The sequence below is a fragment of the Pseudoalteromonas sp. meg-B1 genome, assembly GCF_003173795.1.
GTDB classification, from domain to species: domain Bacteria; phylum Pseudomonadota; class Gammaproteobacteria; order Enterobacterales; family Alteromonadaceae; genus Pseudoalteromonas; species Pseudoalteromonas undina.
The window spans coordinates 1,444,749-1,465,296 of record NZ_QGQU01000001.1 but is presented as its reverse complement, the minus strand read 5'-3'; the positions used below and the strand labels follow the sequence as shown (position 1 = coordinate 1,465,296).

The window sequence follows — 20,548 nt, the reverse complement described above, 5'->3', positions numbered from 1 at the left end:
GTTGATTAGCAACCTCCATTTAAACCTCTTAAACTAACTCACTAAAATCTACGCTATTATTAGTCTTATCCTTCTACAACTTCAGTCTTATAAAGCATTTTATGTTGTCGCTCTCGTAAAAACGTAGAGTCGTATTTTGTTTTACTATTTTTTTAATACTTTTAACGTGTTATTCATTTAAACTAGTGTTTTTAGCATATAAATTCTTTTTTAATGGGTTTTTATACAAAAGAAACAACAATTTAATTCAACATCAAACACGTGCATCCAGTTTATCTATGATGTTAAAGTGTAAAAATAATGATCGCATAATCAATTTCTCCACTAACAATAACGTTGATCATTTTTCCTGTTTCGAATTAAAAAATACCCACATGGAAGAATAAATATGAATTATATACACAGAACAATTGCGCAATTAAAGCAGACGAGTCCTGCGCAATGTGAGTTTTATCAAGCTGTAGAAGAAGTGCTAGACTCGCTAGAGCCTGTATTTGCGCAAACCAGTCATTACCAACAACAAGCAATTATTCAAAGAATGGTAGAGCCAGAGCGTCAGTTAATGTTTCGCGTGCCTTGGGTTGATGACGAGGGCAATATTCAAGTTAATAAAGGCTACCGTATCGAATTTAATTCGGCGCTTGGCCCTTACAAAGGCGGCTTACGTTTTCATCCAAGTGTAAATGCCAGCATCATAAAATTTTTAGGCTTTGAACAAATTTTTAAAAATGCACTGACTGGTTTGCCTATAGGCGGCGGCAAAGGAGGCGCTAATTTTGATCCTAAAGGACGCTCTGATGGCGAGATAATGCGTTTTTGCCAATCGTTTATGACCGAGTTATATCGCCATATCGGCCCTACAACCGATGTACCTGCAGGGGATATTGGCGTAGGGGCGAGAGAAATTGGTTATATGTTTGGCCAATACAAACGCTTAACAGGGCGCTATGAAGGCGTACTAACCGGTAAAAGTTTACTTTGGGGCGGATCGCTAGCTCGCAAAGAAGCAACGGGTTATGGCGCAGTGTATTTTGCTAACTATATGCTTGAAGATCGTGATGACAGCTTATCAGGAAAACGCTGTTTAATTTCAGGCTCTGGCAATGTGGCAATTTATGCCATGGAAAAATTATATCAACTAGGGGCTACGCCTATTGCCTGTAGTGACTCAAAAGGCACTTTGTACGATGAGAGTGGCATTGACTTAAAACTTATTAAGCAATTAAAAGAGCACTCACGAGGATGCTTAAGTGACTACCTAGATACTCACCCTCAGGCAAAGTATACGCCTCGCGATGAGTACCCTCAGGATGGTCATGCTGTATGGCGTTACAGTGCGGATGCGGCTTTTCCTTGTGCTACACAAAATGAATTAACCCAAGCGGATGCAAAAGCACTACTTGAAAATGGCTGTACTTTAGTCAGTGAAGGAGCAAATATGCCTTCAACCAAAGAAGCGATTGATTGTTTCATAGAAGCAAAAATTGCTTATGGACCTGGCAAAGCAGCAAATGCAGGTGGGGTGGCAACGAGCCAATTAGAAATGGCACAAAATGCCAGTATGCAAAGCTGGACATTTGAGCAAGTAGATGAAAAGTTAAAGCAAATAATGAAAGATATTTTCACTACAGCTAACGATACCGCAAAAGAATTTAATCAACCCGGTAACTTGTTACTTGGTGCAAATATTGCTGGATTTAGACGTGTAGCAGATGCAATGATTGAACAGGGCGTTGTATAGCGACGCCTCGGCTATTTATTAGTGAACCCAATAATTTTTATCTATATCTTGAGCAGGCATTGTTCAGGATATAGCAAAAGTAATGTATAATATTATTTAATAAGGTAAATTTAACTCGCTAATTAATAACAATAAACTATAGTGTGGATAAGGATAAGTGAGCTTATTAAGGAGAGTGCCGGTGCGTCTTATTCCCGCAATTTTTTATTTTTCAAGTGCAACAGAGCACAACTTCCAAAATCAACTCAATAAAAGCTCAATGCGTCTTGCTGATGCATCACTCTATCTAGTAACACTGTTTTTATTGTCTTTTATTTTTATGTCTTGGCTTAATCAACAAGAGCCTGCCAATTCAACCATAACAATTTTACGCGTAACTATGGTGTTGTTATCGATAGTTCTCATTATTGTAAATAGAACATTAAGTTCAGAGTACTTGCATTCGCGCTTTTTCAGTTATGCGGTTTTATTTTGTTTTTTATTTAGTTATTTCTTTTGGGAATATGTGCAACGCTATAGTGAATTAAAAGAGGGTGGACCTATGCTTGTAGCTGCTGCATTTATAGCCATACCGATGCTGCACTTAGGACATAAACTGGTTTTATGGTCAATAATTGGCATTGCCCTGATATTTATTGAGCTTTTTTCTTCTACTTCGATTGCGTGGACACTTTATTTTTATTTCAGCATAGTTATTGTATTGGCCATAGTGCAATATCAACTAGATACCCTATTAAGAAAGCAATATAAAGCGGAATTATTTGAAACTGAAAAAGCCAATACCGATCAATTGACAGGTATGCATAATCGGCATAGTTTTGATAGACGCTGTAAAGCATTAATTAACAAGTTAGCGCCATCACAATATTTAGGGTTAGCCATGATTGATGTCGACTATTTTAAAAATTATAACGATAACTACGGCCACTTAGAGGGAGATAACGTACTAATAGCAGTCGCAAACCGACTAAAACATTGTGACGCTGATATTGTGGTGCGTTTTGGTGGTGAAGAATTTATATTGGTAAAAACATTACAGGCGAATGAGTTAGATTGGTTGAGTGACTTACCTAAACGCTTTGCAGACGACCCGATTGCACATCAGTATTCACCCTTTAACCGTATTACTGTCTCTGCTGGTATTGCAATTGATAAATACACTACATATAGACCTTCAATTAAATCATTGTTGGCAACAGCTGATGTAGGGGTTTATAAAGCTAAAAATGCAGGACGAAATATAAGTATTACTGACTTTGTTGTTCCTAAACAACCTGAAATTGAGTAGGACAATGCAAAGCACTAAGCTGATAGTGCTTTGCATTTAACCAGCTTATGAAAATGCAGATTCGGCGAGCTCTTCTTGCATTTGTTCGCGCATTTTAAATTTTTGCAATTTTCCGGTTACCGTCATCGGGTAATGTTCAACAAAGCGAATATATTTAGGCTGTTTAAAGTAGGCGAGTTTGTCTTTTAAAAATAATCGAATTGCTTGCTCATCAAGCACTTCACCTTCTTTAGGCTGGATCCAGGCACAGACTTCTTCGCCAAACTTTTCATCGGTAATACCAAAAATTGCCGCATCTTGTATCCCTGGGTAGGTGTATAAAACTTCCTCAATCTCACGGGGATATATATTTTCTCCGCCGCGAATAATCATGTCTTTAATTCTGCCAACAATACTAACAAAGCCTTCACTGTCCATTACCCCTAAATCGCCAGAATGTAACCAACCTTGATTATCGATAGTAGCTTTGGTTTTTTCTTCATCGTTCCAATAGCAACGCATAATACCAGCTCCACGGCTACAGACTTCACCTGGTTGGCCTATTTTTTGAACTTCACCCACCTCATCAATAATCTTTACTTCAGTGTGCGCAAGCGCTCGTCCTACAGTGGTGACTTGACGCTCAATTGATGAGTCGGTTTCAGTGATATTGTTGATTGGGCTACACTCTGTTTGTCCATAGGCTATAACGACTTGGTTCATATTCATTAGTGTTTGTACTTTACGCATAACTTGTTCGGGGCAGGTTGAGCCTGCCATAACGCCGGTTCGTAATGTACTTAAATCATAATCACTAAAGTTATTAAGCTCTAATTCGCTTATAAACATGGTAGGCACGCCATGAAGCCCGGTACATTTTTCTTGTTGTACCACCTCTAATGTGGTTTTTGGATCGAAAGAATCACTTGGATAAATAGCTGCAGCGCCTTTACTTACGCACAATAAGCTGCCTAAAACCATGCCAAAGCAATGATAAAGTGGTACAGGGATACACAGCTTATCATGTTCAGTAAAATGCATTGCTTGGGCAACAAGCAGTGCATTATTAAGAATGTTTTTATGCGTTAGCGTAGCCCCTTTAGGATTCCCTGTGGTGCCAGAGGTAAACTGAATATTAATGTCTTGATTACAATTTAGAGTTTTTGCCACTGCTTGAAGTTCAAACTTGTGAGCGTCTGTGGGCATGGCGAGTACTTCATTAAACGAAAACATACCATTTACTGGCTCATCACCTATACAAATTACATTTTTTAATGAAGGAAGCTTATCGGCTTTTAATTCCCCTTTTTGGCAACTATTTAGCTCTGGGGCTAAACTTTTTAGCATATTAACGTAGTGACTGCCCTTAAATGAGGTAGCAGTAATAAGCGTGGAACATTCAACACTATTAAGTGCATATTGCAGTTCACTGGGGCGGTAAGCTGGGTTAATACACACCATGATTGCGCCGATTTTAGCCGTTGCAAATTGAGTTAAGCACCATTGTATATTATTGGGTGACCAAATACCGACCCTGTCACCTGATTTAACCCCTAATGCCAACAACCCCATAGCAAGCTGATCAATCTGCTGCTGAAACTCCTTGTAGTTTAAGCGAATATTTTGGTGAGCAACAACAACTGCCAATGCCTCTGGGTTATTGTCGACAATTGAGTCAAGGTATTCTCCAATAGTTTGCTCTATTAGCGGTGTGCTTTGAATCCCCTTAAAATAACTATTTGATAGCGGTATAGTGTTTATTTGTTCTACTTCTTTATGCACTGTTTGTGTCGCTTTCATGACATTCTCCATGTTTTTATCTATCCAAGGCTTGTTGATTAAATAAACATGAATTGTCGACAAAGGGAAGGGGGTTAGACTAATGTCTTACACTTTTATTTGAAAATTTAGACATAAAAAAACGCGTAATATTGAGCTATTACGCGTTTTCACAAGGATGCAATTGGTATTACATTTCGTCGCTGCGGTAGGTTTTTTTCATGATATAAACGTAAGCATTAACGAATGCATTTTCTTGATATTTTTTAAGACCAGTGTCTTCGAACGCGATAGGGATAGGGTTGCGTTTTACTTGCTCTTTTATTTCAGTAGTTGAAAACACGCGAACATCGAGGTTGTCGATTAATTGAATAGCCGTTTCCATTTTGAACCCTTTAGCGCTACCTGCAAATTTACCTTTGGGCTGGCGTTCGCGAATGGCAACAGAATCAATTTGGTAATCTTGCATCAGCTTTGCAAAATCAAATTGAAATTTACGCATTATTTCAGTGTCGTTACCGTTACCTAAGGTAAAGCGTGTTTGGCGCACGTCACGAATATCAAAAACGTCGTTATCTTTACTTAAAATACAAAGTAGTACATCGCTACCGGTAATTTCTACACCACATGTTCTCATTGTTAATCTCTACTATAACTTAATTACCGGTTATTATACGCAACACGCATTAAAATGCGAGTTTAAGCACTTTGTGTGCTGCTTTAATATAGTGCTTTACGTTAATTTGATGCGGCGTGACTGAAGAAAAGTTATTAATTGCACATTTATGTTAAAAATGCGTGGTTTTTAGTAGCTTAAAACTTGTAATTAACGCTGCAGCACGCGACAATATCTTTTTTGTAGTTGAGCAGACTCAGCATCTACATTAGCCTTTGAGGGCGAAAAATAGTCAATGCTTATTCGTAAAAGCGTTGTCGAGTCATTCTCATTTAATTAATTAAAAAATACACGTGATACATTGTAGGTGTCACCACTGTATGTAAGGATTTATAATGCCAGTTATTACTCTCCCTGACGGTAGTCAGCGTAGTTTTGAAAACCCTGTAAGCACGCTTGATGTTGCAAACGATATTGGCCCTGGTCTTGCTAAAGCAACCATCGCCGGCCGTGTTAATGGCGAACGTGTGGATGCATGTGATTTAATTTCAGCCGACTCTCGTCTTGAAATTATTACAGCAAAAGATGACGATGGTTTAGAAATTATTCGCCATTCTTGTGCCCACCTAATTGGTCATGCAGTTAAGCAACTTTTCCCAGACGCTAAAATGGCGATTGGTCCTACTATCGATAACGGTTTTTACTATGATATTGATATGGAACATTCGTTATCTCAAGATGATCTTGATGCTATTGAAAAGCGTATGTTACAGCTTGCAAAAACAAACTACGATGTAGTGAAAAAAACCGTTAGCTGGCAAGAAGCACGCGACACGTTTGCGGCGCGTGGCGAAACATACAAAATAGAAATTCTTGACGAAAATATTGCTCAAGATGATCGCCCAGGTTTATACCACCACGAAGAATATGTAGACATGTGTCGTGGACCACACGTTCCTAACATGAAATTCTGTCAAAACTTCAAAATTATGAAGGTAGCAGGTGCATACTGGCGTGGTGATTCTGAAAATAAAATGCTGCAGCGTATTTACGGCACAGCGTGGGGCGATAAAAAGCAACTTAAAGCGTACTTAAAGCGTTTAGAAGAAGCTGAAAAACGTGATCACCGTCGTATTGGTAAAGCACTTGATTTATGGCACTGGCAAGAAGAAGCGCCAGGCATGGTATTTTGGCACAACGATGGTTGGAGCATTTACCGTGAATTAGAAGAATTTGTGCGTGAAAAATTACGTGAGTACCAATACGAAGAAGTAAAAGGTCCAATGATGATGGACCGTTCGTTATGGGAAAAATCAGGTCACTGGGAAAAATATTCAGAAGCCATGTTTACCACGGAATCTGAAAAGCGTGAATACGCAATCAAGCCAATGAACTGTCCTGGTCACGTACAAATATTTAACCAAGGTTTAAAATCATACCGTGATTTACCACTGCGTATGGCTGAGTTTGGTTGTTGTCACCGTAATGAGCCATCAGGCGCACTTCACGGTTTAATGCGTGTGCGTGGCTTTACCCAAGATGATGCGCATGTATTCTGTACTGAAGAGCAAATCATGGATGAAGTATCGGCCTGTATTAAAATGGTTTACGATACGTATGAAACATTCGGCTTTGAAAAAATTGTAGTTAAACTTTCAACTCGTCCAGAGCAACGTATTGGCGAAGATGAAATGTGGGACAAAGCTGAGCTTGCACTTGCTGATGCACTTAAGGCAAATGACATTGAATTTGATTACCTACCAGGTGAAGGGGCGTTTTATGGTCCTAAAATTGAATTTACTTTGTACGATTGCTTAGACAGAGCGTGGCAGTGTGGTACAGTGCAACTAGACTTTGCATTACCTGGTCGTTTAGGCGCAACATATGTGGCTGAAAATAACGAACGACGTACACCTGTTATGATACACCGCGCTATATTAGGGTCTATTGAGCGCTTTATCGGTATTTTAACAGAAGAGTATGCTGGTTTATTCCCAACGTGGCTTGCGCCTAAGCAAGTGGTGATTATGAATATCACCGATAAACAAGCACCGTATGTTCAGGAAATTGTACAAAAATTAAATAAACTTGGAATTAGAGCCGCTGCTGACTTGAGAAATGAGAAGATTGGCTTTAAAATCCGTGAGCATACACTTAAGCGTATTCCTTACTTATTGGTTGTTGGCGACAAAGAAGTTGAGCAACAAGAAGTAGCAGTACGAACTCGCACAGGTGAAGACCTAGGCAAATTTAATGTCGATGATTTTGTAGCTAAAATCAGTGAAGAAATCAAAAATCGACAGTAAAAATCGAGCGTGTAGGGCAAGCAAAAATAGCCAGCTACACGCTTATATTATTGATATTCTTGGAGGAACGTACTATTAGAGGCGGCAAGAAAGGGCAACAAACAGCTCAAAAAAATCGTATTAACGAAGAAATTACAGCGCAAGAAGTTCGTTTAATCGACATCGACGGCGAACAAGCTGGAATTCAGTCATTAAAAGACGCGCAAGCTATGGCTGATGCAGCGGGTGTTGATCTTGTAGAGATCAGTCCAAATGCTGAGCCGCCTGTTTGTAAGGTTATGGATTACGGTAAGTTCATCTTTGAAAAAAGCAAAGAACTAAAAGAGCAGAAGAAGAAGCAAAAGCAGATCCAGATTAAAGAAATCAAATTCCGTCCAGGTACGGATGAAGGTGATTATCAGGTTAAGCTACGCAACTTACGCAAGTTCTTAGAAGCTGGCGATAAAGCTAAGATAACTATCCGCTTCCGTGGTCGTGAAATGGCTCACCAAGAAATTGGTATCGAATTATTAAACCGTATTAAAACCGATTTAGAAGAATTAGCAGTTGTTGAATCTTTCCCAAATCGTGTTGAAGGCCGTCAAATGGTTATGATGATGGCGCCGGTTGCTAAAAAGTAATAATTAGGCGATAATACGCACCGAATTTAGCTCAGGTTTGCAAGTGATATGAAAATGTCCACCTGAGTTAACCGGTTTTAAAGTAAAATTGCGGTATTTATATCGGGTTTTCACCGGAACATAGCAGTAAGTTAGGCCTTTAAAGTGGAGCTATAGCAATATATCTCACGCCTTCTTACTAATTTTAAAGCAATACAATTGGAGTTATTGCAATGGCTTACAAGCTAAAAAGTCACAGAGGCGCAGCTAAGCGTTTCAAAAAGACTGCTTCTGGCGGTTTCAAGCGTAAACAAGCGCATCTTCGTCACATTCTGACTAAGAAAACTTCTAAGCGTAAGTTACACCTACGTCCTAAGATGATGGTTCATAAAAATGACCATGGTCTAGTTTCACGTATGTTACCATTCGCTTAATAGGGGTTTTTAGAAATGGCAAGAGTTAAACGCGGCGTTGTCGCACGTGCACGTCACAAAAAAGTTTTAAAACAAGCGAAAGGTTACTACGGAGCACGTTCACGTGTTTACCGCGTAGCTTTCCAGGCTGTTACTAAAGCGGGTCAATACGCTTACCGTGACCGCCGTGCTAAGAAACGTACTTTCCGTCAATTATGGATTGCACGTATCAATGCTGCTTCACGTCAAAATGGTCTGTCTTACAGCCGTTTTATCAATGGTCTTAAAAAGACATCTGTAGAAATCGATCGTAAGATCCTTGCAGATATCGCTGTTTACGACCAAGTTGCATTCGCAGCGCTTGTAGCAAAAGCAAAAGAAGGCCTAGCGGCAGCTTAAGTTTTTGTATAAGTATTGAAAAGGAGCCTATGGCTCCTTTTTTTGTGCCTGCTATTTACTGCTTTAGCTATGTCATACCTTTTAGTTCCGTGTATCCATTTAACTTAAATTAGCTAAACCAGAATTTTAGGCATGTTCATTGTTGCTCTTAAGGTTGATATTAATTATGTTTTTATCAGTACTTGAGCAAATCATCAAAGGGAACTGCAGTTGGCTGCATTTTTTTGTTGAACTACCGCAGTTTTGGCATCTAAAAAGCTTTAATTGCTATAATTTTTTTAATTAATGCGTTTGCTAGAGAAGTATATGTTTATAAGTTTATTGGTTTTATCTGCAAGTATGGCGAATAACAGTCATTTACCGCCATTATTACCATGGGAAGGTGCGAGCACATCGCTATTGCAACAACAGGGACCTTTAACCACAGACTTTGAAATTTCTGCAGGAGTCTCGTCTCCTAATTATGCTGATACCATGGCATTTGTTGATAGGTTGGTAGCGGCTAATCCCACTCAATTTAAATCAAAAACGATTGGCTATAGTAATAGTAAACGTGCAATAAAAATGTTGATTGCCAGCGAACAAGGCTTTTTTGATGCTGGGCAAATGGCTAACAGCACTAAACCAACTGTGCTTATTCAGGCTGGTATTCACGCCGGTGAGATTGATGGTAAAGATGCAATGTTTATGTTGCTTAGAGATATTGCCACGGGTAAACGTCGCGATATATTAAAAAAGGTAAATATTTTATTTATTCCCATTCTTAATGTCGATGGGCATGAACGCAGTAGTGCATTTAATCGAATCAATCAGCGCGGCCCAGTAAAAATGGGTTTTAGAACAAATGCTAATAACCTTAATTTAAATCGTGATTTCACTAAATTAGATACCCCCGAGGTTAAAAGCGTACTTGCAGTCATTAACGATTATAATCCTAATTTATATATAGACGTGCATGTGACTGATGGGGCCGATTACCAATATGATGTCACCTACGGCTATAACCCAGTATTTGCTAGCGAGTCGCCCGCTATTTCGGATGCACTCAACCGTTACTTTAAACCTGTTATTGATCAAACCTTAACTGAGCAAGGACATATCCATGGCCCTTTAGTGTTTGTTATGGATAAACAAGAATTTAAATCAGGTTTAGCAGGTTGGGTGGCGACGCCTCGTTTTTCTAATGGCTGGGGTGATTTAAGGTCATTGCCAACTATTTTAGTCGAAAACCATTCTTTAAAACCCTATAAGCAACGCGTGCTAGGGACTTATGTGTTTATAGATGGTGCTATTGAAGCGTTAGCAACCCATAAAGATAAACTCGCCAATGCGGTAAAAAAAGAACAGCAATTTGTGCCTAAGCAATTAATTGTTAAACGTGGTTACGCTGAGCAAGCTGATCATATCAAATTTAAAGGCATTGCTTATTCTAAGAATATGAATGCTTTATCAAATCAGCAAGAAGTAAGTTATTTAGGTAAAGAGCAAGATTATGACAAGCTGCCTATTTTTTGGCAAAAAGAAGTACAGCACACGGTTGAAGTCCCTAAATCGTTTTTTATCCCGCCAGTGTATACCGATATTATCGAAAAGCTTGCTTTACATGGGGTATCAATTAATAAACTCAGTGGCGCCAATACTCAGCCGTTAAAAATGGCAAAAGTGGCGCAATATAGCTTTGATAAAGCACCATTTGAAGGGCGATTTAGAGTGTCGGCACGTTTTAACTATGAACCGGCCACGAATGTCGATTTAGATGGTTGGTTTGAAGTCAGTACCCAACAAAAAGCAGGCGAGTTAGCTGTGCATTTATTGCATCCAGAAGCACCTGACTCTTTTTTTGCATGGGGGGAATTTAATACGATTTTTCAGCGAACAGAGTATATGGAAAATTACGCATTGCTCCCATTCGCTGAGAAAATGCTCAGTGATGATCCTAAATTAGCCGAAGCATTTAATAAAAAACTAAAGCAAGATAAAGCATTTGCTACTAATCCTGAGGCGCGTTTAAATTGGCTCTATGAACATAGCCCGTTTTACGACCAAGCTTATTTAAAATACCCAATTTTAATGTCATATGAACAAGATATAGTTATTCCAGCGCAAAAAGATAAAGAAATATAAGATGAAAATAATCACAATTCCCGTAACGCAGTTTATGCAAAATTGCCGAATTATAGTATGCGAGCAAACCCAGCAAGCTGTGGTGATTGATCCCGGTGGTGATGTTGACAAAATTAATGCAACACTAACACAGCATAACTTGAGCTTGTCAGCAATTTGGTTAACCCATGGACACTTAGACCATGTGGGTGGTGCTCATAGTTTACGTGAGCAACACAATATAAAAATTATTGGCCCACACAAGGATGAGCGCTTTTGGTTTGATAACTTACCAATGCAAGCCACTATGTTTGGATTTAAACCTATCAATGCTTTTTACCCAGATGAGTGGCTAGCACATGGTGACACCATACAAGTTGGCCAACTTGTATTTAAAGTACTGCATTGCCCAGGGCACACCCCAGGCCACGTTGTATTTTATCAAGACACGCAAAGCACCGTTATTGTGGGTGATGTTATATTTAAAGGCTCAGTCGGGCGTACTGATTTTCCAAAAGGAGACAGTAAGCAGCTTATTAGCTCAATACAGGCCCATATAATGACGTTGCCACTGAGTACCGCAATTTTAAGTGGCCATGGTGAAGATACCGATGTCGCCAATGAGAAGGCAACCAATCCGTTTGTAAGTGGTCAGTTTGGTTGATGTGTTTAATTGTTAAAAATATGCAGACTGCTTTTTAAAAAGGCTGTATAATTTAACCAATTTATTAGATAAATAAGAAATAAAATGTCTCTAAATCACGTAGATCGCCAAATATTGGCACTTTTACAACAAGATGCAAGTTTATCAACCGCTGAAATTGCAGATAAAGTAGGCCTATCTCAGTCTCCTTGTTGGCGTCGTATTGCTAAATTAGAACAAGATGGCTACATCAAAAGTAAAGTCGCATTGCTTGATGAAAAAAAGCTGGGCTTTGATATGTTGGTATACGCCCATGTACGTTTATCAAACCATGGCAAAAAGAATCTAGCCGAGTTTGAAAAACTGATACTTAGCTATAATGAAGTGACTGAATGTTACACCATGGCGGGTACTATGGACTTTATGTTGCGTATTATCTCTCAAGGCATAGAAGGTTATGAGCACTTTGTACGCGATAACCTACTTAGCTTAGAGTACGTCCAAGAGGTTCATTCTAACGTGACCATGACCTGTGTAAAACGTAGTACAGCCTTACCACTGTAAAATAAAAATAAGCCGATGATAAACAAATCGGCTGCATTAACTATAATTGTGAAATGAGCGCTAATTTGATAGAATTCAGCGCTTTTTTTGTCAGCTAAATAAAACTGAGGAACTCAATGTTTAACTTACTCAGTAGGGCGCCAAGCTCTGCTAAAAACGATATTCTCTCTGGATTGACCGTGGCACTTGCCTTGATCCCAGAAGCTGTTGCATTTGCCTTTGTTGCAAATGTAGAACCCCTTGTTGGTTTATATGCCGCATTTATTGTTGGCTTAATTACGGCTATTTTTGGTGGTCGTCCAGGTATGATTTCGGGTGCAACCGGTGCGCTTGCGGTTGTAATGGTAAGTTTAGTACTGGATCACGGAGTGGAATATCTATTTGCCACGGTGTTGCTGATGGGGCTATTACAAATATTGGCTGGGGTATTTAAGCTCGGTAAGTTTATACGTATGGTTCCACATCCGGTGATGCTCGGTTTTGTAAATGGCTTAGCGATAGTTATATTTTTAGCACAGCTCGGGCAGTTTAAAGTACCTGATGGTGCTGGCGGTCAAGAATGGATGACGGGCAGTGCAATGTACATTATGCTCGGTTTAGTGGCGCTAACTATGGCTATTATTCACTTTTTGCCAAAATTAACGACCGCAGTCCCTTCGTCACTGGTTGCCATTGTGACGGTAACTGGCTTAGTTATTGGCCTTGACTTAGAAGCGCGTACAGTACTTGATTTCTTAAAAGGTATGACAGGTAATGAAGCTGCAACGATTGCCGGTGGTTTACCGCAGTTTCATATTCCTATGGTGCCTTTTAATTTAGAAACACTACAAATTATCTTCCCATATGCGCTTATTCTTGCAGCAATTGGCTTAATTGAATCGCTGTTAACGCTAAGCTTGATTGACGAAATTACAGAAACACGTGGCCATTCTAACAAAGAATGTATTGGCCAAGGTGCGGCAAACGTTACATGTGGTTTCTTTGGTGCAATGGGTGGCTGTGCCATGATTGGCCAATCTATGATTAACATTAATTCAGGTGGCCGTTCGCGTTTATCTGGTATTAGTGCTGCGCTGATGTTACTTGCGTTTATTATCTTTGCCTCAAGCTTAATTGAAATGATCCCACTAGCGGCATTAGTTGGGGTTATGTTTATGGTGGTACTGGGTACATTTGAATGGGCAAGTTTTAAAATGATGAAACGCGTGCCTTTATCTGACGCATTTGTAATTGTTTTAGTATCGGGTGTGACGGTTATCACTGACTTAGCCATTGCAGTGTGTGTGGGTGTTATTGTGTCTGCATTAGTATTTGCTTGGCAGCATGCTAAACATATTTACACAACGAACTATATTGATAAAGAAGGTTCAAAAGTGTACGAGTTACACGGGCCTTTATTCTTTGGCTCAGTTAAAAACTTTGCTGATTTATTTGATGTAAAGAACGACCCTAAAGACGTTATTGTTGAGTTTAAATACAGCCGTGTTGCGGATCACAGTGCAATAGAAGCAATTGATAGCCTAGCTGATAAGTACAATAAAGCGGGTAAAAAGTTGCATTTACGTCACTTAAGCAAAGACTGTACTGAACTACTTCATAAAGCACGTGATTTAGTGGAAGTAAACGTAATTGAAGATCCGACTTATAAAGTTGCTTCAGACAAACTTGCTTAATAAATAAAAAGTAAACATTGAGAAGCGAAAGGTACATACCTTTCGCTTTTTTTATGCATATAGCTCAATTGAATCGCTTAACCGAATAGCATCAGCCAACGTTATCGTTTGCGATAGGGCTATTAAAAAGTAAGACAGTTGGTAGTGCTATACACGTTGATAAATCGATATAATAATAACAAATTTATAAGGTAATAATTAATTTTGAATTGGCAGTCTTTAATTGATAACAGACAACGCTTTTTCTGGCTTTTGCAAATCGCTGGCTGGATAGGGTATGCGTTAGTTAATTACATTGGATCTAAAGTATTCGAAATGCGTGATATTTACGTATTCGTTATTTTACTTAATGCCTATGCGGGCTGTTTAATGACTGTCCCTTTGCGTTATATATATCGCAAAATTTGGAATGCCTCGCCTTGGGTCTTAATCATTGTTGTATTTGGTGCTTCGTATGTAACTGGTACGCTCTGGGCGGTGGTACAAAAGTTTAACTTGTGGGAAATTTATCGACACGGCTATCGCCCTGAAGAATGGTTCTATTATTTACAACAAGGGCTAGACTCCGTTTATATTATTTTGTGTTGGAGTGGCTTGTACTTTGGGGTTAAGTATTACCAGTTACTACAAAGTGAACGCCAAAAAGCGTTAAAAGCAACTACAATGGCGCACGAAGCGCAGTTAAAAATGCTCAGATATCAGTTAAACCCTCACTTTTTATTTAACACCCTCAATGCTATTTCCACTTTAATTTTGGTAAAAGAAAACAAAGATGCTAATTTAATGGTATCTAAGCTGAGTGACTTTTTGCGTTATACACTCAATACTGATCCAATTAAAAAAGTGCCACTAGAGCAAGAGTTACATGCATTAATGCTGTATTTAGAGATTGAACGTGTGCGCTTTGATGAACGGTTACAGGTTAATGTTGATGTGAGTGAGCAAGCTCAACAAGCATTGGTACCTAGCTTAATATTACAACCGATCATTGAAAATGCTATTAAGTACGCCATTGCTCACATGGCAGAAGGTGGCGTTATTGATATAAAAGCACAAGTATTTGCTAATGAATTATTACTTGAAGTGGGCGATAATGGCCCTGGCACTGAAATTGTAAATGGCCAGTTAGTTAATGCACAAGGCGTGGGTGTAGCAAACACCCAAGACAGATTAAAAACGCTCTACGAAAATAATTACTCGTTTGTATTATCACATAATACGCCAAGTGGATTGAAAGTTAATCTGCGAGTTCCGTTTGAGAAGGCTGTGAAGAAATGACAAGAATAAAAACGCTGATTGTTGATGATGAACCATTAGCACGTAAAGGCTTAGCCGTTAGGCTTGAAGAGTTTTCTGATATTGAAGTGATCAAACTATGTAGCTCAGGATTTGATGCGATCGAAAGTTGCAAAAACGAAAAAATTGACCTCGTATTTTTAGATATTCAAATGCCAGGCATGAATGGCTTTGAGGTAGCGCGTGCATTGAGTGAAAGTAGTAAAGACTTGCCTGCCATTGTATTTGTTACTGCGTTTGACCACTTTGCTGTTAAAGCATTTGAAATTCATGCTTTAGATTACATTTTAAAACCCGTTGATGATAACAGATTAAAACAGGCGGTAGAAAAAGTGCATACCTATTTAAAAACTCAGCAGGATAACGCCCATAAGAAAAAATTAGCCAGTTTTGTAGCTGGGATAACGGGTAATAACTGCGAAGAAATTTTAAAGAAATTAGCCACAGGTGATACCTTAACTGATCGGCGCTACCCTGAGTCACTAGCAGTAAAAGAGCAGGGCGAAATTGTTAGAGTGCCCGTTGCCACGATACAATGGGTAGATGCGGCAGGTGATTATATGTGTTTACATTGCCAAGACGGGCAAACGCATATATTACGTAAAACCATGAAAGAGCTTGAACAAGAATTAGACCCAAATCTATTTGTACGAGTGCATCGCAGCGCGATTGTTAACACCAAACAAATTATCAAGCTGGTAACTCAGGTTAGTGGTGAATATTTATTAGTGTTAGATAACGGACAAGAACTTAAAGTAAGTAGAAGTTACCGTGATAAAGTAAAAGCAGCATTAGCTAGCTAACTTTAATAAATAGCATAAAAAACGCGAGCAATTAGCTCGCGTTTTTTATTGTGACTTTTACGACACTGTCACTATCTTCATTGTATTGGTTGCACCAATTGTTTCCATTGCATCACCATGAGTGATAATCACGGTGTCGCCTGTTTGCAGTGAACCTGCAGCCACTAACGTGTTTAATGCATCTTTAACCATATTATCTTTTTCACATTTGGTAGAGTCAAAAAACACCGGGTAAACACCACGATATAGTGCTGTTTGCCCTAATGTGCTCGGATGACGTGAAAGTGAGTAAATGGGTAAACCAGAGCTAATACGCGACATAAGTTTTGCTGTACTACCTGATTCTGTTAGGGTGATAATCGCTTTCACAGAGTCTAAGTGATTAGCTGCATACATTGCAGAGAGTGCAATTGACTCCGCATTAGAAGAGAAGCGGCTATCTAAACGATGCTTAGAAACATGGGTTTCTTTTTGCGACTCAGCACCTAAACAAACACGTGCCATTGTGGCAACCGTTTCTTCTGGGTAATCACCAGCAGCTGTTTCCGCTGAAAGCATGACCGCATCGGTGCCATCAAGCACTGCGTTGGCAACATCCATAACCTCTGCACGAGTTGGCATTGGGTTATCGATCATCGATTCCATCATTTGCGTGGCTGTTACAACAGTACGATTAAGCGAGCGTGCGCGACGAATAATGAGTTTTTGTTTGCCCATTAAAGCTGCGTCACCAATCTCAACACCTAAATCACCACGAGCAACCATCACAGCATCAGACGCTAAAATAATATCATCTACTGCTTCTTGTGTTTCTACTGCTTCAGCACGTTCAATTTTAGCCAAAAGCTGAGCATTAGAGCCTGCAGCTTCTGCAAGTGAACGTACATAACGCATATCATCGCCACTACGCGGGAATGAAACGGCAATATAGTCAACATTAATTTCAGCCGCAGTTATTAAGTCTTCTTTGTCTTTATCGGTAAACGCGGGCGCAGTTAAACCACCACCTAAACGATTAATCCCTTTATTGTTCGAGAGCACCCCACCCACAGTAACCACAGTGTGCACTAAATGACCTTCAACATGTTCTACAGTAAGCTGAATTAAGCCATCGTTTAAAAGGAGTAAATCACCAGGAGCTACATCTTGTGGTAGCTCTTTATAATCGATACCAACGGCGTTAATATCGCCTTCACCTTTTTCCATTTTTGCATCAAGGATGAATTTTGCACCGACCGCTAAAGTTACTTTACCTTCTTTAAAGGTTGAAACACGGATTTTAGGACCTTGTAGGTCAGCAAGAATTGCAACGTGCTTACCCAGTTTAGCGGCTATATCTCTAACAGCTTGTGCACGGTCTTTGTGATCTTGTGCAACACCGTGTGAGAAGTTTAATCGAACGACATTAGCGCCTGCGCGAATAATTTTTTCTAAGTTATTATCTCTGTCTGTTGCAGGTCCAAGTGTCGCGACTATTTTTGTACGTCTTAACATTAAATTCTCCTGTGCGCTTATTTTAAGCAAGTTGACGGTTATTTTGTTTTAGTGACTACTTAATAAATCTTCAAAGAAGATTTCAGGTTAAATAGTAATTTTTAGTTTTATGCAATTTTTATAACATTGCGACTATTATATACAAAATGAATATGTCATCATTATGACACCGGTGTCACAGGGCGTCAATGATCTAAAAATTTAAATAGCAGCGCTATTTCTTCCCCTGTGAGGGCGGTTGTTTGATATAATTGCAGTGTTTATTTTAACTGTAATAAATGCATGTAGCTTTGCTCATGGCTAAGGCCTGAGTATAATGCACGCGGTATTATTTTAATTTACTAACCAAATAGTTGTTACCGAGGAGGGCACTAAATGCAAGTTGCATTAGTAGGGTTAGGCGTTATGGGGAAAAATCTTGCCCTGAACTTGATTGAAAAAGGGATAACGCTGGTCGCTTATGACAAAAACCCAAATGCGGGTGAAGAGTTATTAAGCTGTGCTAAGTCACAAGGCATGGCTGACAAACTTCACATTGTCTCTGATCTAGGGGATATGGTTAGGCGTTTAGAAACACCGCGTTCTATTTTATTACTTGTACCTGCGGGTGAGTTGGTTGATGCGGTTTGCAATGAGCTGATTGAAGCGGGTGTTCAATGTAGTGATATTATTGTTGACTGCGGTAACAGTAATTACAAAGACGGAATTAATCGCAAGCTAAAATACCAAGACAAGTTTGAGTTTGCCACCATGGGTATTTCAGGTGGTGCTGAGGGTGCGCGTCATGGGCCAGCTATGATGGCAAGTGGTTCTGAAGGTGGCTGGGAGCGTGTCGAGCCATGGTTTACAAAAGTTGCTGCAAGCTACAAAGGCGAGTCGTGTTTTGCTCGCGTTGGTCAATCAGCCAGCGGTCATTTTGTAAAAATGGTTCATAATGGAATTGAATACGCACTGATGCAACTTATTGCTGAAGTGTATCAGTTACTTCGTCATGGAACTAAGCGCTCGCCAAAAGAAATTGCTGAGATATTTAATGAATGGTCACAAGGCCAGTTAAATAGCTATTTATTGTCAATTTCTAGCCATATTTTGTCACTTGAAAATTCGCAAAATGTGCCCCTTGTTGACTTAATTGATAACAAAGTTGGCGCAAAAGGTACTGGTTTATGGACAGCTCAAAATGCACTTGAATTGGGTATTGCGGTACCATCATTAGTAGCCGCTGTTCAAGCACGCCATTTAACTAATGCATGCAATACCACTGCTGCACAAGAGATGACGTATAGCGCGCAAAATACCACGCAAGTTGATATTGATTTAGATGAATTGAAAGATGCATTTACTCTTGCAAGTTTACTAGCGTATCGTCAAGGACTTGCATTAATTAAAGGTGCTTCACGTACCCATCAGTGGAAAGTTGATTTAGCCAAAACACTACAAACCTGGCGTGCAGGGTGTATTATTCGTGCAGATTACTTAGACAGTGTAGCGCAAGGTGTTGAGTTTATTGATACTCTTGAAAAAGAGTCACTCGCAATGCGTAAAGTAACGGGCCAAGCGGTCATGACGGGTCTGGCATTCCCTGTGCTAAGTGCAACACAAACCTACTTAGCAACGTTAACAACACCAAGTAATGGGCATTTAGTACAAGCCCAGCGTGATTACTTTGGTGAGCATGGCATTAAGACCCACAGTGGTGAAACGTGTCATTTAACTGACTTAGTTGATATTGACGCAAAAGTTCGTTAATAAAATCTAAGTAAATAAAAAGGACGCTAAATAGCGTCCTTTTTTGTTATTCGTTTAGCTGAACACCTAACGAGTTAACTCACCCCGCAAATTATCTTGCATTAAATGGCGAATCGTTTCGACCTCTAAGTTTTGACTAAAAAGATAATGCAGTTTAGTTAAACAGGCTTCTAAGGTCATATCAAAACCACTGATCACGCCTATATTGAGTAGCGCATTTCCTGTGGCATACCCGCCCATATTCACTTGCCCTTTTAGGCATTGAGTGAGGTTTGTGATAATAACGCCGCGCTTACTCGCTTCATCAAGTATATCCAAAAACTCAGGGTCTTGCGGTGCATTACCCACACCAAAGCTCAGCAGTACCAATGCTTTAATGTTGCCATTAACTAAGCTTTTAACCACTTCTTTGCTGATCCCAGGGTATAAATACAATACACCAATGGCTTGAGGAGTGATCTGCGCAACTTGTAATTCATTTTCTACATACGGACTTAACTGACCTTTGATCAGTTGAATATTAATGCCAGACAGCGCTAATGGCTCTAGGTTAGGGGAGGCGAATGCATCAAATCCATCGGCATGCGCTTTGGTTGCTCGGTTGCCTCTAAATAATTGATTATTAAAAAATAAACTGACTTCCGCTATCGGGTAGTTAGCTGCTAAATACATGGCATTAAGTAGGTTAACTTGACCATCTGAGCGCAATTGAGAGAGCGGAATTTGTGAGCCGGTCACGATAATAGGCTTTGTTAAGTTTTCAAACATAAACGACAAAGCCGATGCCGTATAGGCCATGGTATCTGTACCATGCAGCACTACAAAGCCGTCGTAATCTTGGTACTTACTTTTTATGTCATCAGCAATAAGTTGCCAGTGGGCAGGAGACATATCTGAAGAGTCAATCAGTGGGCAGTATTCATGAATATCGAATAATGGCATTTCTTCACGATTAAATTCTGCGTTATTAACCACAGTTTCGGTTAAAAAACCTTCGGCAGGGATATAGCCGCGGATTGATTTTTTCATTCCTATAGTACCGCCAGTATAAGCGATGTAAATGCGTTTACGTTTCATAAAAAAAGCCCAGTAAAAAAACTGGG

At 39.5% G+C, this 20,548-nt stretch carries 17 protein-coding genes; 13 read left to right on the top strand and 4 right to left on the bottom strand.

Annotated elements, in window-relative coordinates; translation table 11 throughout:
* The first annotated feature begins 388 nt into the window (after nt 1-388).
* Together gdhA and DK924_RS06965 are read left to right on the top strand one after the other, a co-directional pair.
* Complete coding sequence (gene gdhA, locus DK924_RS06970; RefSeq protein WP_109874691.1) at nt 389-1,741, top strand: NADP-specific glutamate dehydrogenase; 1,353 nt, start codon at nt 389-391, stop codon at nt 1,739-1,741.
* Nucleotides 1,742-1,922: 181 nt separating this feature from the next.
* Entirely contained in the window at nt 1,923-3,029 is a 1,107-nt protein-coding gene (locus DK924_RS06965; protein WP_054200856.1) for a GGDEF domain-containing protein, read from the top strand.
* A 45-nt stretch (nt 3,030-3,074) separates the two neighbouring features.
* Here the strand turns inward: DK924_RS06965 and DK924_RS06960 are convergent, their stop codons facing one another.
* Nucleotides 3,075-4,808, bottom strand: coding sequence for an AMP-binding protein (locus DK924_RS06960; protein ID WP_109874690.1), 1,734 nt, complete (start codon nt 4,806-4,808; stop codon nt 3,075-3,077).
* A gap of 169 nt (nt 4,809-4,977) precedes the next feature.
* Entirely contained in the window at nt 4,978-5,424 is a 447-nt protein-coding gene (locus tag DK924_RS06955; RefSeq protein ID WP_010389888.1) for a DUF3010 family protein, read from the bottom strand.
* A gap of 374 nt (nt 5,425-5,798) precedes the next feature.
* On the opposite strand from DK924_RS06955, the gene thrS reads away from it, so the two are divergent.
* The 10 genes from thrS to DK924_RS06905 all read left to right on the top strand — a co-directional run bounded on the left by thrS (nt 5,799) and on the right by DK924_RS06905 (nt 16,202).
* A complete protein-coding gene (gene thrS / locus DK924_RS06950; RefSeq protein WP_008466944.1) occupies nt 5,799-7,709 on the top strand; it encodes a threonine--tRNA ligase in 1,911 nt (636 codons plus the stop codon).
* A 59-nt stretch (nt 7,710-7,768) separates the two neighbouring features.
* Nucleotides 7,769-8,329, top strand: a complete 561-nt coding sequence (gene infC, locus DK924_RS06945) for a translation initiation factor IF-3 (protein ID WP_008466946.1) — start codon at nt 7,769-7,771, stop codon at nt 8,327-8,329.
* 212 nt (nt 8,330-8,541) lie between these two features.
* The gene (gene rpmI, locus DK924_RS06940; protein WP_004587840.1) at nt 8,542-8,742 is read left to right on the top strand and encodes a 50S ribosomal protein L35; all 201 of its coding nucleotides are present in this window, start codon (nt 8,542-8,544) and stop codon (nt 8,740-8,742) included.
* Nucleotides 8,743-8,757: 15 nt separating this feature from the next.
* Nucleotides 8,758-9,120 carry a 50S ribosomal protein L20 gene (rplT, locus tag DK924_RS06935; protein WP_008110477.1) on the top strand — a complete coding sequence of 121 codons (363 nt, stop codon included), beginning with the start codon at nt 8,758-8,760 and terminating at the stop codon, nt 9,118-9,120.
* Between the two features lie 306 nt (nt 9,121-9,426).
* Nucleotides 9,427-11,244, top strand: coding sequence for a M14 family metallopeptidase (locus DK924_RS06930; RefSeq protein WP_109874689.1), 1,818 nt, complete (start codon nt 9,427-9,429; stop codon nt 11,242-11,244).
* A gap of 1 nt (nt 11,245) precedes the next feature.
* Nucleotides 11,246-11,887 (top strand): MBL fold metallo-hydrolase, encoded by a 642-nt coding sequence (locus tag DK924_RS06925; protein ID WP_109874688.1) that lies wholly within the window; start codon nt 11,246-11,248, stop codon nt 11,885-11,887.
* 84 nt (nt 11,888-11,971) lie between these two features.
* Complete coding sequence (locus DK924_RS06920; protein ID WP_109874687.1) at nt 11,972-12,430, top strand: Lrp/AsnC family transcriptional regulator; 459 nt, start codon at nt 11,972-11,974, stop codon at nt 12,428-12,430.
* A gap of 116 nt (nt 12,431-12,546) precedes the next feature.
* Entirely contained in the window at nt 12,547-14,103 is a 1,557-nt protein-coding gene (locus tag DK924_RS06915) for a SulP family inorganic anion transporter (protein ID WP_010389896.1), read from the top strand.
* Nucleotides 14,104-14,307: 204 nt separating this feature from the next.
* A complete protein-coding gene (locus tag DK924_RS06910) occupies nt 14,308-15,381 on the top strand; it encodes a sensor histidine kinase (protein ID WP_010389897.1) in 1,074 nt (357 codons plus the stop codon).
* A complete protein-coding gene (locus DK924_RS06905) occupies nt 15,378-16,202 on the top strand; it encodes a LytTR family DNA-binding domain-containing protein (protein ID WP_109874686.1) in 825 nt (274 codons plus the stop codon). The genes DK924_RS06910 and DK924_RS06905 overlap by 4 nt, the downstream gene beginning before the upstream one ends.
* Before the next feature lie 57 nt (nt 16,203-16,259).
* Here DK924_RS06905 and pyk read toward each other — a convergent pair whose 3' ends face one another.
* On the bottom strand, nt 16,260-17,696 hold the full coding sequence (gene pyk / locus DK924_RS06900; protein ID WP_109874685.1) for a pyruvate kinase: 1,437 nt from the start codon (nt 17,694-17,696) through the stop codon (nt 16,260-16,262).
* Between the two features lie 375 nt (nt 17,697-18,071).
* On the opposite strand from pyk, the gene gndA reads away from it, so the two are divergent.
* The gene (gndA, locus tag DK924_RS06895; RefSeq protein WP_010389900.1) at nt 18,072-19,445 is read left to right on the top strand and encodes an NADP-dependent phosphogluconate dehydrogenase; all 1,374 of its coding nucleotides are present in this window, start codon (nt 18,072-18,074) and stop codon (nt 19,443-19,445) included.
* Between the two features lie 66 nt (nt 19,446-19,511).
* Here the strand turns inward: gndA and ansA are convergent, their stop codons facing one another.
* A complete protein-coding gene (gene ansA, locus DK924_RS06890) occupies nt 19,512-20,522 on the bottom strand; it encodes an asparaginase (RefSeq protein WP_054200863.1) in 1,011 nt (336 codons plus the stop codon).
* Nucleotides 20,523-20,548: the final 26 nt, after the last annotated feature.

Coding starts and splice junctions, on each gene's coding strand:
- gdhA (WP_109874691.1), top strand. CDS start 389: ATGAATTATATACACAGAACAATTGCGCAATTAAAGCAGACGAGTCCT.
- DK924_RS06960 (WP_109874690.1), bottom strand. CDS start 4,808: ATGAAAGCGACACAAACAGTGCATAAAGAAGTAGAACAAATAAACACT.
- DK924_RS06955 (WP_010389888.1), bottom strand. CDS start 5,424: ATGAGAACATGTGGTGTAGAAATTACCGGTAGCGATGTACTACTTTGT.
- thrS (WP_008466944.1), top strand. CDS start 5,799: ATGCCAGTTATTACTCTCCCTGACGGTAGTCAGCGTAGTTTTGAAAAC.
- rpmI (WP_004587840.1), top strand. CDS start 8,542: ATGGCTTACAAGCTAAAAAGTCACAGAGGCGCAGCTAAGCGTTTCAAA.
- rplT (WP_008110477.1), top strand. CDS start 8,758: ATGGCAAGAGTTAAACGCGGCGTTGTCGCACGTGCACGTCACAAAAAA.
- DK924_RS06930 (WP_109874689.1), top strand. CDS start 9,427: ATGTTTATAAGTTTATTGGTTTTATCTGCAAGTATGGCGAATAACAGT.
- DK924_RS06925 (WP_109874688.1), top strand. CDS start 11,246: ATGAAAATAATCACAATTCCCGTAACGCAGTTTATGCAAAATTGCCGA.
- DK924_RS06920 (WP_109874687.1), top strand. CDS start 11,972: ATGTCTCTAAATCACGTAGATCGCCAAATATTGGCACTTTTACAACAA.
- DK924_RS06915 (WP_010389896.1), top strand. CDS start 12,547: ATGTTTAACTTACTCAGTAGGGCGCCAAGCTCTGCTAAAAACGATATT.
- DK924_RS06905 (WP_109874686.1), top strand. CDS start 15,378: ATGACAAGAATAAAAACGCTGATTGTTGATGATGAACCATTAGCACGT.
- pyk (WP_109874685.1), bottom strand. CDS start 17,696: ATGTTAAGACGTACAAAAATAGTCGCGACACTTGGACCTGCAACAGAC.
- gndA (WP_010389900.1), top strand. CDS start 18,072: ATGCAAGTTGCATTAGTAGGGTTAGGCGTTATGGGGAAAAATCTTGCC.
- ansA (WP_054200863.1), bottom strand. CDS start 20,522: ATGAAACGTAAACGCATTTACATCGCTTATACTGGCGGTACTATAGGA.